Here is a 14,906-nt window from a genome sequence, read left to right as displayed (position 1 = left end):
TGAACTTCAAATTAGGCAACCGTGGAGCGTGGGTAGAATCCGGATAGAAGAAAGGCGCATCCGAGGATGCGCCTTCTCGTAACTGGCGGAGCGGACAGGGCTCGAACCCTCGATCCCGGTGTGACAGGCGGCTATTCCAACCGCCTGCTCTACCGCTCCGCTGCCAAGTCAGGCATGACCCCGACCCGGATGGGTAAAAACCTGAATCAAACTTAGTTGACGGCTTCTTTCAGGGCTTTACCGGCTTTGAAACCTGGCTTCTTGGCTGCCGCGATTTCCAGAGTCTTGCCGGTCTGTGGGTTACGACCGATGCGAGCTGGACGATCAGTTACGGAGAAAGTACCGAAGCCAACCAGAACAACGGAGTCGCCAGCCTTGAGAGCGCCAGTGACGGATTCGATTACAGCGTCCAGCGCACGGCCAGCAGCAGCTTTCGGGATATCAGCGGATGCAGCGATAGCATCAATCAGTTCCGACTTGTTCACTCTAAGTCCCCTTATATCTATTTTGAGATGATTCTAAGTTTTTTGGTGAAAGCAAAAACGAGTGCTGAATGGCCTACAGACACTTAAGAGCCGCTTTATAACAAGGGCTCTAAAAAGCTGTCAAGGAAGCCCCCCAGGCAAAAGCGTATTAATGCGTGCTAATTCTTTCCTTAGAGTCAGACTCACGTTTTTCGTCCTTGGCAACTATCTCCGGAGCCACATCCGGCAAGGGCTCCGGCGCGTATTGCAGCGCAATTTGCAGGACCTCGTCAATCCATTTAACTGGTTTGATCTGCAGATCCTGCTTGATATTGTCAGGAATCTCCTTCAGATCGCGCACGTTCTCTTCCGGAATAATCACTGTCTTGATTCCGCCACGGTGAGCGGCCAGCAGTTTTTCTTTCAAACCACCGATGGCGAGAACTTGACCACGCAGTGTGATCTCGCCGGTCATGGCGACATCCGCTCGCACAGGAATACCCGTCAAAGCCGACACCAGCGCAGTACACATGCCTACACCGGCGCTCGGGCCGTCTTTCGGCGTAGCGCCTTCCGGCATGTGAATGTGAGTGTCGCGCTTCTCGTGGAAGTCCAGAGGAATGCCCAGGCTCTTGGCACGGCTGCGCACCACGGTCTGGGCCGCAGTGATCGATTCGACCATTACGTCACCCAGCGAACCGGTCTTGATCAGTTGACCTTTACCCGGCACCACAGCCGCTTCGATGGTCAGCAGTTCGCCACCCACCTGAGTCCAGGCCAGGCCGGTCACTTGACCGATCTGATCCTGCTGCTCGGCCAGACCGTAGCGGAACTTGCGAACACCGAGGAAATGCTCCAGCAAGTCAGCTGTCACTTTTACCGAGAAGCGTTTTTCCAGCGCGTGCTCTTTGACCGCCTTGCGGCAAACCTTGGCAATCTGCCGCTCGAGGCCACGCACACCGGCTTCGCGGGTGTAATAACGGATGATGTCGCGGATCGCTTCTTCGTCGAATTCCAGCTCGCCCTTCTTCATGCCGTTGGCTGCAATCTGCTTTGGCGAGAGGTACTTGACCGCAATGTTGATCTTCTCGTCTTCGGTGTAACCCGGCAGGCGGATCACTTCCATCCGGTCCAACAGCGCTGGCGGGATGTTCATCGAGTTCGAGGTGCACAGGAACATCACATCCGAAAGGTCGTAATCGACTTCCAGATAGTGGTCGTTGAAGTTGTGGTTCTGTTCCGGATCGAGCACCTCGAGCAGCGCCGACGCCGGGTCGCCACGCATGTCGCTGCCCATTTTGTCGATTTCATCGAGCAGGAACAGCGGGTTGCGCACACCCACTTTTGTCATCTTTTGAATCAATCTTCCTGGCATCGAACCGATGTAAGTCCGACGGTGACCACGGATTTCCGCTTCGTCACGCACACCACCGAGGGCCATGCGCACGAATTTGCGGTTGGTGGCATGAGCGATCGACTCCGCCAGCGAGGTTTTACCCACGCCTGGAGGACCGACCAGGCACAACACCGGGCCACGGATTTTCTTCACGCGTTTTTGCACGGCGAGGTATTCAAGGATGCGTTCCTTGACCTCTTCGAGGCCGTAGTGATCGGCGTCGAGAATGTCTTCGGCACGGGCCAGGTCCAGACGCACCTTGCTCTGAGCCTTCCAAGGCACCTGAACCAGCCAGTCGATGTAGGAGCGCACCACGGTGGCTTCAGCAGACATCGGCGACATCTGCTTGAGCTTGTTCAGCTCGGCAGTGGCCTTGGCCAGGGCATCTTTCGGCAGACCGGCAGCATCAATACGCTTTTTCAGGTCTTCGATTTCGTTGTGGCCTTCGTCGCTGTCGCCGAGCTCTTTCTGAATGGCCTTCATCTGCTCGTTCAGGTAGTACTCGCGCTGACTGCGCTCCATTTGCTTTTTGACGCGGCCACGAATGCGTTTTTCGACTTGCAGCAGGTCGATCTCGGCGTCCAGCAGGGCCAGAACGTGCTCAACCCGGGCTGACAAATCGATGATTTCGAGGATTTCCTGCTTCTGCTCGATCTTCAGTGCCATGTGCGCGGCCATGGTGTCTACCAGGCGGCCAGGCTCGTCGATGCTGTTGAGCGACGACAGGACTTCAGCCGGGACTTTCTTGCCCAGCTGCACGTATTGTTCGAACTGCGACAGCAGGCTGCGCACGAACACTTCGGACTCACGCTCGGCGGCGTCGACTTCGTCGATCAACGAGACTTCGGCACGACAGTGGCCATCGACTTCGCTGAAGCGCTCGACAGCGCCACGTTGCTCGCCTTCGACCAGAACCTTGACGGTGCCGTCCGGAAGCTTCAGCAGTTGCAGAACTGTGGCGATGGTACCTACGCGATAGAGAGCTTCTTCACCGGGATCGTCGTCAGCCGGGTTTCTCTGGGCCAGCAGCAGGATCTGCTTGTCGCCCGTCATCGCGGCCTCGAGGGCTTCGATGGATTTCTCGCGCCCCACGAACAGCGGGATAACCATGTGCGGATACACAACGACATCACGCAATGGCAGGAGAGGCAATTCGATGGTGGTCTTCATGATTTCGCCTCTACGGCGGCCATATGGCCGTAATCAGATGGAATTGAACTTGAAACCAAGATGGGGGCTGACTTGAAAAAAAACAAGCGTAAAGGGGGTGTAAAAAACGACATAAAAAAAAAGAGGCCCGAAGGCCCCTTCTTTGTTCCGGCAGACCGGACGCTTACGCGTCCGGTGCAGCCTTGGCAGCCGGCTCACTGTTTTCGTAGATATACAGTGGTTTGGACTTGCCCTCGATCACGCTTTCATCGATCACTACTTTGCTCACCTCGGACTGCGAGGGGATCTCATACATCGTGTCGAGCAGTACACCTTCGAGAATCGAACGCAGGCCACGGGCACCGGTTTTACGTTCCAGGGCACGTTTGGCGACTGCTTTCAGCGCGTCGGAACGGAATTCCAGATCCACGCCTTCCATCTCGAACAGCTTGGCATACTGTTTGGTCAGGGCATTTTTCGGCTCGGTGAGGATCTGCATCAAAGCAGCCTCATCCAGCTCGTCCAGCGTCGCCAGGACCGGCAGACGACCGACGAATTCCGGGATCAGACCGAACTTGACCAGATCGTCAGGCTCGACTTCACGCAGGGACTCGCCCACCTTCTTGCCTTCTTCCTTGCTGCGCACTTCTGCGTTGAAACCGATGCCACCCTTTGTAGAACGGTTCTGAATGACCTTCTCCAGACCGGAGAATGCGCCACCGCAGATGAACAGGATGTTGCGGGTATCAACCTGAAGGAATTCCTGCTGCGGATGCTTGCGGCCACCTTGCGGCGGAACCGAAGCGACCGTGCCTTCGATCAGTTTGAGCAAGGCCTGCTGCACGCCTTCACCGGAAACGTCCCGGGTGATCGACGGGTTGTCGGACTTGCGCGAAATCTTGTCGATTTCGTCGATGTAGACAATGCCCATCTGGGCTTTCTCTACGTCGTAATCGCACTTCTGCAGCAGCTTCTGAATGATGTTCTCGACGTCTTCACCCACGTAACCCGCCTCGGTGAGGGTGGTTGCGTCGGCGATGGTGAACGGAACGTTCAGCAAGCGGGCCAGGGTTTCGGCCAGCAGGGTTTTACCGGAGCCGGTCGGGCCGATCAGCAGGATGTTGCTCTTGCCGAGTTCGACGTCGTCAGCCTTTTTGTCACGCTGGTTCAGACGCTTGTAGTGGTTGTACACCGCCACTGCCAGAACCTTCTTGGCACGCTCCTGACCAATTACATACTGATCAAGGATGCCGCTGATTTCTTTAGGCGAAGGCAATTTATGCGCGCTGCTTTCGGCCTGTGCTTCCTGCACCTCCTCGCGGATGATGTCATTGCACAGGTCGACGCACTCGTCGCAGATAAAGACCGAGGGGCCGGCAATCAATTTGCGCACTTCATGCTGGCTTTTGCCACAGAAGGAGCAATAGAGCAGCTTGCCGTTGTCCTCGCCGTTGCGGGTGTCAGTCATTCGTTCGATCCAAATCCGATAGGCTTGCAACACAAGATGAAGGCTATTGCGGGCTTTTTCAAGCCCGCCGCTGATCAGACGCGCCGACCAAGCCTATTTTGAGCTGCTTGTTTTTAAGCTGGGCGCTGGTTGATCACTTCGTCGATCAGACCGTATTCCTTCGCAGCTTCTGCACTCATGAAGTTGTCGCGGTTGGTGTCGCGCTCGATTTCTTCAAGCGTACGGCCGCTGTGCTTGGCCATCAGCGTGTTGAGACGCTCGCGAATGAAGAGGATTTCCTTGGCATGGATTTCAATGTCCGATGCCTGGCCCTGGAAACCGCCCAGTGGCTGGTGAATCATCACGCGCGAGTTAGGCAGGCAGAAACGCTTGCCAGGTGCACCGGCCGTCAGCAGGAACGCGCCCATGCTGCACGCCTGACCGATACAGGTAGTCGATACGTTTGGCTTGATGAACTGCATGGTGTCGTAGATCGACATGCCCGCTGTCACCGAACCGCCCGGGGAGTTGATATAAAGATGGATGTCCTTGTCCGGGTTTTCCGCTTCAAGGAACAGCAATTGCGCGCAAATCAGGTTGGCCATGTAGTCCTCTACAGGGCCCACCAGAAAGATTACTCGCTCCTTGAGAAGACGCGAGTAGATGTCATAGGCGCGCTCGCCACGAGCAGATTGCTCGACAACCATCGGGACCAGGCCGCCGGCGGCCTGGATATCAGAGTTCTGCTGAATATAGGAATTACGGAACATGCTCTGCAGTCACTCCCAAATAGTCATGTCTTGAATACGCATAAGCCAGCTCGAAGGCTGGCTTATGGTGTGTGCTTCTAACGCAAAAACAATCAGTCGGCTTTTGGAGCTTCTACCGGCTTGACCGCTTCTTCGTAAGAGACCGCTTTGTCGGTCACGCTAGCTTTCTGCAGAACAGTATCCACAACTTGTTCTTCCAGCACAACCGAACGGACTTCGTTCAGTTGCTGCTCGTTCTTGTAGTACCAGGACACGACCTGCTCAGGCTCCTGGTAAGCCGAAGCCATTTCCTGAATCATTTCGCGAACGCGGGCTTCGTCTGGCTTCAGGTCGAACTGCTTGACCACTTCGGCCACGATCAGACCCAGTACAACGCGACGCTTGGCTTGTTCTTCGAACAGCTCGGCAGGCAGTTGGTCAGGCTTGATGTTGCCACCGAACTGCTGAACAGCCTGCACGCGCAGACGGTCAACTTCGTTGGACAACAGAGCCTTGGGCACCTCGATCGGGTTGGTGGCCAGCAGACCGTCCATTACCTGATTCTTGACCTTGGATTTGATCGCCTGACGCAGTTCACGCTCCATGTTCTTGCGAACTTCGGAGCGGAAACCGTCGATGCCGCTTTCCTTGATACCGAATTGAGCGAAGAACTCTTCGTTCAGCTCTGGCAGTTTTGGCTCGGAAACGGTGTTGACAGTCACGGTGAACTCGGCGGTTTTGCCAGCCAGGTCCAGGTTCTGATAGTCCTCTGGGAAGGTCAGGTTCAGAACGCGCTCTTCACCGGCCTTGGCGCCAACGAGGCCTTCCTCGAAGCCAGGGATCATGCGACCGGAACCCAGCACCAGCTGAGTGCCCTTGGCGGAACCGCCAGCGAACACTTCGCCGTCGACCTTGCCAACGAAATCGATGTTCAGTTGGTCTTCGTTCTGGGCAGCACGCTCAGCCACTTCGAAACGCGTGTTCTGCTTGCGCAGGATGTCCAGCATCTTGTCCAGATCGGCGTCAGCCACTTCAGCGCTCAGACGCTCAACGTTGATGCTTTCGAAACCGGCAACGGTGAACTCAGGGAAAACTTCGAATACGGCTACGTATTCCAGGTCCTTGCCAGCTTCGAGCGACTTTGGCTCGATCGACGGCGAACCGGCCGGATTCAGCTTCTGCTCGACCACAGCTTCGTAGAAGGAGGACTGGATCAGGTCACCGATCGCTTCCTGGCGCGCATCAGCACCGAAGCGGCGCTTGATTTCGCTCATTGGCACTTTGCCTGGACGGAAGCCAGCAATCTTGGCCTTCTGGGCAGTCTGCTGCAGACGCTTGTTGACCTGAGTCTCGATGCGCTCAGCCGGCACGGTGATGCTCATGCGGCGCTCAAGAGCAGTAGTATTTTCAACAGAAACTTGCATGGATATTCCTCGTTGCACAGACGTTAGCCGGCCGTTTCCGACCCAAGAATCAAGGGCAAGCATTCTAGTAGGTCAAACTCAAGAAGTCACCCTACTGAAAACGGGTAAAAAAACAGCAGGCCATTTGAAGGCGGGGACAAACGGTTGCACCTCGCCCTGTTAGCAAATACAGCCAATTCAAGCCAGGGCTCTGCACCAACCTCTTCTATATATAGAGGCGGTTGAATCATCTCCCTGACAGCCGACCGCGCAAGCATGGTCGGCAGGCAGCGCGCATCATCGAGCAACATTAATACGACGAAGCACCCTGCCCTGCGACCCGAAACCTGCAGCCGCGAAAATCCGAAACCGTAAAACAAAAAAGGCGCCAGACTGTTAAATCTGGCGCCTTTCGGAATATGGGGTGGACGATGGGGATCGAACCCACGACAACGGGAGTCACAATCCCGTGCTCTACCAACTGAGCTACGCCCACCATATTGCGTGCCAAAGAAGCCAAACAACTTCTTTGTAAAACTTCATCCGGCCAACGGCATGAATGAAGCTTTGATTGGTGCGGATGAAGAGACTCGAACTCTTACGCCTCGCGGCGCTGGAACCTAAATCCAGTGTGTCTACCAATTCCACCACATCCGCGGATGAAGCTTTTTAAAGCAAAGGCGCCAGACTGTTACATCTGGCGCCTTTCGAAATATGGGGTGGACGATGGGGATCGAACCCACGACAACGGGAGTCACAATCCCGTGCTCTACCAACTGAGCTACGCCCACCATATCGCGTTACTTGTGCCAATGCTGCCTAATGGCGCACCCGGCAGGACTCGAACCTGCGACCATCCGCTTAGAAGGCGGATGCTCTATCCAGCTGAGCTACGGGCGCCTTGTTAGCTGTACCCTTGGAGGACTACAAACTAAGTGCTTTCCAGTCATTCGAAACCGTAATTTCGTTCGACTTTCTTAACCAGTGCTAGGCTGTGCCCGACAAGTGCGACGAATAGTATAGAGCGACCCGAAGGTCGTCAAATCCTTTTTAAAAAAAATTCATTTAATTAAAGGGCTTAGGGGAATTTGCTGACCAAGCGCCTTTGCCCTCACCGTTTGACATGCGAGAATGCGTTCTCTTTTTTTCCCCTCTCGATGGTTAATCACGCGCAATGACTGCACAACTAATCGACGGCAAATCGATCGCCGCCAGCCTGCGCCAGCAGATCGCCCAACGGGTTGCCGAACGTCGCCAGCAAGGTCTGCGCACGCCTGGCCTCGCGGTGATCCTGGTTGGCAGCGATCCTGCCTCTCAGGTTTATGTCTCGCACAAGCGTAAAGACTGTGAAGAGGTCGGCTTCCTCTCTCAAGCCTACGACCTGCCTTCCGAAACCACTCAAGAAGCGCTGACCGATCTGATCGATCGACTGAACGATGACCCGGCAATCGACGGCGTTCTGCTTCAACTCCCTCTGCCAGAGCACCTGGACGCTTCCAAACTGCTGGAGCGCATCCGCCCGGACAAGGATGTCGACGGTTTCCATCCTTATAACGTCGGCCGCCTGGCCCAGCGCATTCCGCTCCTGCGCCCGTGCACCCCGAAGGGCATCATGACCCTGCTGGAAAGCACCGGCGCCGATCTGTACGGGATGAACGCCGTTGTTGTTGGCGCGTCCAACATCGTCGGTCGCCCGATGGCGATGGAACTGTTGCTGGCCGGTTGCACCGTGACCGTCACCCACCGCTTCACCAAGGATCTGGCCGGCCACGTCGGCCGCGCCGATCTGGTGGTCGTGGCCGCCGGCAAGCCGGGTCTGGTCAAGGGCGAGTGGATCAAGGAAGGCGCGATCGTCATCGACGTCGGCATCAACCGTCAGGAAGACGGCAAACTGGTCGGTGATGTCGTGTACGAAACCGCCCTGCCGCGCGCAGGCTGGATCACCCCGGTACCGGGCGGCGTCGGTCCGATGACCCGCGCCTGCCTGCTGGAAAATACCCTCTACGCAGCAGAAACCCTGCACGCCTGAGTCGTGTTTTCAGCTTGCCTGTAACCCCGCCTCGTGCGGGGTTTTTCATGCCCTCGAAAAAACCTTTACCGTTCGCCGGAAACCCCTATTTTTACAGGGCTTTTCACGACTTTTTCATGCGCCTCAAACAACCATCGACAGTTCTTCAGCCATACTCCTAAAATGCGTCGTTTTTACGACACAGGCCGTTACAAATTACGGCATTTCCAACCTTCATGAGTTCGCCCGCGTGAATATTCGCCTGTCCATCCTGAGCCTGGTTTTTGCATTTTCAGGCACGCTCCTCACGCCAACGGTCAACGCCGCCGAAACCACCGCTGCCCCTCGAGACGCTTCACAGTTGAAGATTGCCTCCGGCAGCGCCCTGCTGATGGATCTGCAGACCAACAAAGTCATTTATTCCAGCAACCCGGACGTGGTGGTGCCCATCGCTTCCGTGAGCAAGTTGATGACTGGCCTGGTAGTGGTCGAAGCGCACCAGAACATGGACGAATGGATTGACGTTGACATCAGCCATACACCTGAAATGAAAGGTGTGTTTTCTCGCGTCAAACTGCGAAGCGAACTGCCCCGCCGAGAGATGTTACTGATTGCCCTGATGTCCTCGGAAAACCGCGCCGCCGCTAGCCTGGCTCACCACTATCCGGGCGGTTACGCGGCATTCATCGCAGCGATGAACGCCAAGGCCAAGGCGCTGGGCATGACCAGCACGCACTTTGTGGAACCCACCGGTCTGTCGGAGCGCAACGTCTCCACCGCCCGCGACCTGAGCAAGTTGCTGGTAGCCGCGCACAAACAGCCGCTTCTGATCGAGCTGACCACCACCAAGGAAAAGACCGTCTCGTTCCGCAAACCCAATTACACCCTGGGTTTCCGTAACACCGATCACTTGGTCAACAAGGCCGACTGGGATATCCGCATCACCAAGACCGGTTTCACCAACCCCGCCGGTCATTGCCTGGTGCTGGTGACCCGCATGGCCAACCGTCCCGTCGCGCTGGTGATTCTCGACGCGTTCGGCAAATACACTCACTTCGCCGATGCCAGCCGCATCCGCAGCTGGGTGGAAACCGGCAAGAGCGCCAACGTCCCGGCCGTGGCCCAGCAATACAAGGCTGACAAGAACCTCAAGAGTCGCCAGAGCGGCGTGATCGAAGCCTCAAAGTAATCCGCCCCCCATGAAAAAGCCCCGAATCGTCGGGGCTTTTTCATTCATGCACTCAGTCGTTGGGCAACGGCATCTTGTCGTCATCGGGAATGCCGTCACCGGCGCTCGGGTCGCGCGAATGCTCTGGCGTGACCACTGCCGGACGCGCCAACGGATCGCGTAGAGGGCTGTCCGGATCCAGCACCGGATCAACCTCCGGCTCAGGTGTGGCAGGCACACTGTCAGGTTTGTGGTCGTCGAAACTCGAATCGGTACTCATACGCACCTCGCTTCAAGGCTTGAGATCAGCCAAGGGATCGTAAGGCTTGGCCGGACGCTTGGGATCATCGCCCGGCTGCACATCCTTCGGCGCCTTTGCAGGGCCGACGGGATCGACTTGCGGATCGTCCAGATCCGGCGAGTCCGGATCGAAGCCCAGATCGTCGCCATTGCCATGCTCGGAAGAATGCGGACCGCTGGGTGAATTTGGAATTGCCATGCTCGCCTCCTGATACTGGCCCGCAAAACACGGGACGCTACAGTTCAGAAGCACATGCTCCGCCAGGGTGCCCGACAGGCGACGAACGGAGCCTCAATGCGCTGCCAGTGCCTTCCTTGCCTGCGCCGCTTCCCGTTCCTGCCCGGCCTGAGCCAGCGCGTCGGCGGCCTTGAGCCAGCGCTGCTGATCGACCGCCGCCGGAATCTGCGTCGGTTTCTGGATCAACACCGCCCAGCCACCGGACTTTTCGAGGGCCGACTCGAACGAACTGAAGCTCATCAATTCACGGCGATTCATCCCCGCGCGCAGCAGTACCTTCTGCTTCAGACGATCGTAACCGGACAGAATCGCGTAACGCGGCTCAGCCCAAAACACCGAACCCTCACTGAAACGCACCATTACCGGATACCCGGCCGCCACCTGAGTCAGCAGCGCCGGCAGATTGCTGTCCAGCGGATACACGACCATGCCGTACTCGCGCGCCAGACTCTGCAGATTCTGTTGCAACTTATCTTCGGCACCCGGTAAATGCAGCGGTTTTTCCAGCAGCCCCGGTGTGATCACGATGCCCTGCTGCGACAACAGGCTGGCCAGCACTTGCGGCCCGCTCTGATTGGCCTCACCGCGATAGAAGGTGCCGCTGAGTTCGACCCGCTCCGGCAGGCGCTTGACCTCCGGCGCCACACTGCCCGCACACCCCACCAAAGCTGTCACGCAACCGGCCACCAGCAGCGCCGCGCGAATCCGGGAAAATAGCTGCACCATCGTCACTCTCTTGATCAGTTACCGGTCATCGTGTTCCGGCTTGGTCGAGGATCATAGGACGGCGCCACGCTGCGGTATAGCCCAAAGCGACAGATCCATCGGCTGTATAGAGCGAACTGATTGGTCACCACCGACCTTTGGTCAATAGCTTGAAACACACCAGCGACTAGACTGTCATTCAGATAAGAGCCAAAGAGCGAGCGCCCGACGCAGGGCAAGAGGAGGCACAGATGAGCCTGACCATGACCATCGTAATGCTGATTGCCGGCTGGCTGGCCGTTGCGGCCGCCATGCTGTGGGGCGTGTTGCGGATTTCCCGGCGCCATCACCACCCGGTACAACCTGCACCGACCAGGAAGATCGAGAAACACAACGCCCGTCACGCCACCGCGCACTGATTCTCTGTAGCCGACACAAACAAAAAGGCCGCCTGGACTCTCGCGAGTTCAGGCGGCCTTTGGTTTTCCAGCGATTACGCTTCGGCAGTCAATTTCTTCTGCCGGGCGCGACGCGACATCATGTTCAGCACTTCAATCGCAGCCGAGAACGCCATGGCGGCATACACATAACCTTTCGGTACGTGGGCGCCGAAGCCTTCGGCGATCAGCGTCATACCGATCATGATCAGGAAGCCCAGAGCCAGCATCACCACCGTCGGGTTGTCGTTGATGAACTTGGCCAGCGGATCAGCTGCAAACAGCATCACCAGCACCGAAACCACCACCGCAATCACCATGATCGGCAAGTGTTCGGTCATGCCGACAGCGGTAATGATGCTGTCGATCGAGAACACCATGTCCAGCATCAGGATCTGCCCGATCGCGGCGGCGAAGCCCAGAGTCACCGTCGAGGTGGCGCTCTTCGGATCTTCCGGCGCAGGATCCATGCTGTGATGGATCTCGGTCGTCGCTTTCCACACCAGGAACAGACCACCGGCGATCAGGATCATGTCCTTCCAGGAGAACGCCTGGCCCAGGATCTCGATGACCGGCTCGGTCAACTGGACGATGAAGGCGATGGTGCTCAACAGCGCCAGTCGCATGATCAGCGCCATGCCGATGCCCAGGCGACGAGCCTTCTGCCGGTACTGCTCGGGCAGCTTGTTGGTCAGGATCGAGATAAAGATCAGGTTATCGATGCCGAGCACGATTTCCATCACCACCAGTGTGGCCAAGGCAATCCAGGCCGTCGGGCTGGAAGCGAGTTCTAACAGGTATTCCATGGGTCAGTCCTGACTCTGTGTAAGACGGTTTAGATTTCCTGGGAGGACGATTCGGATTTTTCTTCGTCGTCTTTCGGTTCTTTCTTGCTGATCAGATTGCCGGTGGCATCGCTGAGTGCCTCTTCGGCGGCTTTATGCGTGTCGTCGATGGCTTGTTTCGCCGCCTCGGCCGCCTGCCCCATCAGTTGCTGGGCGCTCTTTTCGGCCTGGTCGCAACCGGCCAGTACCAGTAAAGACGCGAACAGTAACGCTGTAGTTTTTAGTTTCATGATGCCTCCCTCGATAGAACAGACAGCGCCATACAGACCGGCCGTCGATGGCTGGGCATTCTAGGGAGACAAACACTTCAGGAAAATTCGTATTTTTAGCGGCTATACTTCGATTTATACGAACTGTATTTGACGGACCGAATCCCATGCTCAATTACCGACAACTGCATTACTTCTGGGTGGTGGCCAAGACCGGCAGCATCGTGCGCGCCTGCGAGCAACTGAACCTGACGCCGCAAACCATCAGCGGGCAGATTTCCCTGCTCGAACAGACCTACGGCATCGAGTTGTTTCAGCGGGTCGGCCGGCAGCTTGAGCTGACCGAAGCCGGGCGTCAGGCCCTGCCTTATGCCGAACAGATGTTCCAGCTCGGTGGCGAACTGGAACTGATGCTGCGCGCCCAGCCCAACGAACAGCAGATTCTGTTCCGGGTCGGCGTGGCGGACGTGGTGCCCAAATCCATCGTCTATCGCCTGATCGCGCCGACCATGGAATTGAGCGAACCGCTGCGCATCACCTGCCGCGAAGACAAACTCGAGCGCCTGCTGGCGGATCTGGCGATCCAGCGCCTGGACCTGGTGATCTCCGACAGCCCCATGCCCTCGCACCTGGACATCAAGGGCTACAGTCAGAAACTCGGGGAATGCGGGATCAGTTTTTTCGCCACCGCCGAACTGGCAGCGCAATACGGTCAGGATTTCCCGCGCAGTCTGCACGGCGCGCCGCTGTTGATCCCCGGCGCGGAAACAGTAGTGCGCAGCCGTTTGCAGCGCTGGTTCGCCGAGCAGCAGATTCAGCCAAGGATTGTCGGGGAATTCGATGACAGCGCCTTGATGCAGGCGTTTGGTCAGTCCGGCAGCGGGATTTTCATCGGCCCGAGCGTGATTGCCGATGAGGTGAAGCGCCAGTACGGCGTCGAGTTGATCGGCCAGACTGATGCGGTGAGCGAGTCGTTCTACGCGATCTCGGTGGAGCGCAAGGTCAAGCACCCCGGCATCAAAGCGATTACCGAAGGTGCCCGACGCGAACTGTTTACAGCGTTTTAAGCCGGCGCGCAGACCTCGCGCGGCTTGAGCACCATCAGCACCATGGCGAGGAAAATCGACAGCAGAATGAATCCGGCAGCGGCAAAGCCCACAAAACCCAGGCCAGCGCTGTCGATCACTCGACCGCCAATGATCGCGCCCAGACCGATCCCGAGGTTGGCCCCGGCAATGTTCAGCGACGCGGCGAAGGCCGGCGCTTCCGGTGCCGCTTTCATCAAACGCACGTGGCTGACCAGAAACAGGGCCGCCTGGGTCACGCCCCAGATGCCCATCGCCGCCGCCAGTCCCAGCGACGAATTGATGTTCGGCACCAGCGCCACCATCCCCGGGATCATGAACGCACAGAACATCACCGAAGCCATCAGCGGATGGCGATCCACCGCACGACCGCCCAGCGAGTTACCGATCAAGCCAACCGCACCAAAGCCCATCAGGCACCAGCCCACCACGGTGCCATTGAAGCCGGCCAGACGCTCAAGGATATCCGCCAGATAGGTGTAGGCGGTGAACATGCCGCTGAACACCAGAATCGACAACAGCACATGGCCCAGCATCAACGGGCTGCGCAGGATCTTGAACTGCGAAGCGAAGCTGACCTGATGCTGGTGCAGGCTGGTTTTCGGCAGATAGACAAACAGCAGCAACGCCTTGGCGAACGCGATCACCGCCAGAATGGCGAACGCACTGCGCCAGCCGAACGCATCGGAAATCAGCGTGCCGACCGGAATCCCGAACACGGTGGCGCAGACGATGCCGAAGCCGATCTTGGCGATCGCGCGACCGGCGAAGTCCGGGCCGACGATATCCACTGCCGTTTCACTGGCCAACGCCCAGAACACCGGCAGCCCCAGCGCCGGGATCAGCCGGGCAATGGCCATGACCCAGATGTTCGGCGCCAGCGCCGCAACGGTATTGGCCAGCCCAAACATGATCAGAATGGTGATGAACAGTTTGCGGCGCTCGAAGCGGGCGAAATATGCCGTCAAGAAAGGACCGAACATGGCCACGGTGAAAGCGAATAGAGTCACCAGCAACCCGGCCTGCGGGATGGTGACGGCCAGGTCGCGGGCAATCGCCGGCAGCAGGCCGACAATGACGAACTCCGTAGTCAGCACCGTGAATCCGGCGGCGGACAACAGAAGGATGGGCAACAGCATGAGGAACTCCAGCAAAACGACGACACCAGCGCTGACCCGAAGGCCCGCTGGCAGAATTTGAAAATAAGGATGCGCAATCTTAACAGAGTGTTTCCCGAGTGACTTGCACAAACCTGTCTAAGTTGCAGAGGGTTCCGGTGGCAGATCGTCACATGCCTGAAGGA

The 14,906-nt window shown here is 57.5% G+C and carries 15 protein-coding genes and 4 tRNA genes; 4 read left to right on the top strand and 15 right to left on the bottom strand.

From position 1 onward, the window contains the following. Positions 1-212 precede the first annotated feature (212 nt). From CAF79_RS17490 to CAF79_RS17450, 9 genes are all read right to left on the bottom strand, one after another. Complete coding sequence (locus CAF79_RS17490; RefSeq protein WP_002552737.1) at positions 213-485, bottom strand: HU family DNA-binding protein; 273 nt, start codon at positions 483-485, stop codon at positions 213-215. Between the two features lie 148 nt (positions 486-633). Further along, complete coding sequence (gene lon / locus CAF79_RS17485) at positions 634-3,030, bottom strand: endopeptidase La (RefSeq protein ID WP_085690114.1); 2,397 nt, start codon at positions 3,028-3,030, stop codon at positions 634-636. 163 nt (positions 3,031-3,193) lie between these two features. Beyond that, complete coding sequence (gene clpX, locus CAF79_RS17480; RefSeq protein WP_085699001.1) at positions 3,194-4,477, bottom strand: ATP-dependent Clp protease ATP-binding subunit ClpX; 1,284 nt, start codon at positions 4,475-4,477, stop codon at positions 3,194-3,196. A 113-nt stretch (positions 4,478-4,590) separates the two neighbouring features. Then, on the bottom strand, positions 4,591-5,226 hold the full coding sequence (gene clpP / locus CAF79_RS17475; protein ID WP_007951559.1) for an ATP-dependent Clp endopeptidase proteolytic subunit ClpP: 636 nt from the start codon (positions 5,224-5,226) through the stop codon (positions 4,591-4,593). Between the two features lie 92 nt (positions 5,227-5,318). After that, entirely contained in the window at positions 5,319-6,629 is a 1,311-nt protein-coding gene (gene tig / locus CAF79_RS17470) for a trigger factor (RefSeq protein WP_085698999.1), read from the bottom strand. 399 nt (positions 6,630-7,028) lie between these two features. Beyond that, positions 7,029-7,104 (bottom strand) — tRNA-His (locus CAF79_RS17465). Positions 7,105-7,180: 76 nt separating this feature from the next. Beyond that, positions 7,181-7,265: transfer RNA gene (locus CAF79_RS17460), tRNA-Leu, on the bottom strand. A gap of 58 nt (positions 7,266-7,323) precedes the next feature. Beyond that, a tRNA-His gene (locus CAF79_RS17455) sits at positions 7,324-7,399 on the bottom strand. Positions 7,400-7,431: 32 nt separating this feature from the next. Further along, positions 7,432-7,508: transfer RNA gene (locus CAF79_RS17450), tRNA-Arg, on the bottom strand. Positions 7,509-7,782: 274 nt separating this feature from the next. On the opposite strand from CAF79_RS17450, the gene folD reads away from it, so the two are divergent. Then, positions 7,783-8,637 carry a bifunctional methylenetetrahydrofolate dehydrogenase/methenyltetrahydrofolate cyclohydrolase FolD gene (gene folD / locus CAF79_RS17445; RefSeq protein ID WP_085698997.1) on the top strand — a complete coding sequence of 285 codons (855 nt, stop codon included), beginning with the start codon at positions 7,783-7,785 and terminating at the stop codon, positions 8,635-8,637. A 229-nt stretch (positions 8,638-8,866) separates the two neighbouring features. After that, the gene (pbpG, locus tag CAF79_RS17440; protein ID WP_011335039.1) at positions 8,867-9,805 is read left to right on the top strand and encodes a D-alanyl-D-alanine endopeptidase; all 939 of its coding nucleotides are present in this window, start codon (positions 8,867-8,869) and stop codon (positions 9,803-9,805) included. A 52-nt stretch (positions 9,806-9,857) separates the two neighbouring features. On the opposite strand, the gene CAF79_RS17435 is transcribed toward pbpG, so the two are convergent. The 3 genes from CAF79_RS17435 to CAF79_RS17425 form a co-directional block, all read right to left on the bottom strand. Then, complete coding sequence (locus CAF79_RS17435) at positions 9,858-10,064, bottom strand: hypothetical protein (RefSeq protein WP_085698995.1); 207 nt, start codon at positions 10,062-10,064, stop codon at positions 9,858-9,860. Between the two features lie 12 nt (positions 10,065-10,076). Beyond that, a complete protein-coding gene (locus CAF79_RS17430; RefSeq protein WP_085698993.1) occupies positions 10,077-10,283 on the bottom strand; it encodes a DUF6021 family protein in 207 nt (68 codons plus the stop codon). A 93-nt stretch (positions 10,284-10,376) separates the two neighbouring features. After that, entirely contained in the window at positions 10,377-11,048 is a 672-nt protein-coding gene (locus CAF79_RS17425; RefSeq protein WP_085698991.1) for a peptidase C39 family protein, read from the bottom strand. Between the two features lie 230 nt (positions 11,049-11,278). Between CAF79_RS17425 and CAF79_RS29180 the strand changes: the two genes are divergently transcribed. Beyond that, a complete protein-coding gene (locus tag CAF79_RS29180; RefSeq protein WP_169431021.1) occupies positions 11,279-11,446 on the top strand; it encodes a hypothetical protein in 168 nt (55 codons plus the stop codon). Positions 11,447-11,520: 74 nt separating this feature from the next. Here CAF79_RS29180 and CAF79_RS17420 read toward each other — a convergent pair whose 3' ends face one another. Both CAF79_RS17420 and CAF79_RS17415 read right to left on the bottom strand, forming a co-directional pair. Then, complete coding sequence (locus tag CAF79_RS17420; protein WP_085698989.1) at positions 11,521-12,270, bottom strand: TerC family protein; 750 nt, start codon at positions 12,268-12,270, stop codon at positions 11,521-11,523. Positions 12,271-12,299: 29 nt separating this feature from the next. Further along, positions 12,300-12,539 (bottom strand): hypothetical protein, encoded by a 240-nt coding sequence (locus tag CAF79_RS17415; protein ID WP_085698988.1) that lies wholly within the window; start codon positions 12,537-12,539, stop codon positions 12,300-12,302. Between the two features lie 146 nt (positions 12,540-12,685). Between CAF79_RS17415 and nhaR the strand changes: the two genes are divergently transcribed. Beyond that, positions 12,686-13,585, top strand: coding sequence for a transcriptional activator NhaR (gene nhaR, locus CAF79_RS17410; protein WP_007951569.1), 900 nt, complete (start codon positions 12,686-12,688; stop codon positions 13,583-13,585). Here the strand turns inward: nhaR and CAF79_RS17405 are convergent. Then, positions 13,582-14,742 carry an MFS transporter gene (locus tag CAF79_RS17405; RefSeq protein ID WP_085686578.1) on the bottom strand — a complete coding sequence of 387 codons (1,161 nt, stop codon included), beginning with the start codon at positions 14,740-14,742 and terminating at the stop codon, positions 13,582-13,584. The two genes, nhaR and CAF79_RS17405, sit on opposite strands and share 4 nt — an antisense overlap. Between the last annotated feature and the right edge of the window lie 164 nt (positions 14,743-14,906).

It is taken from the genome of Pseudomonas sp. B26(2017), assembly GCF_002113045.1.
Taxonomy (GTDB): Bacteria; Pseudomonadota; Gammaproteobacteria; order Pseudomonadales; family Pseudomonadaceae; genus Aquipseudomonas.
Note: the sequence above shows the minus strand (reverse complement) of the source record. Positions and strands in the feature narration are given on the sequence as shown.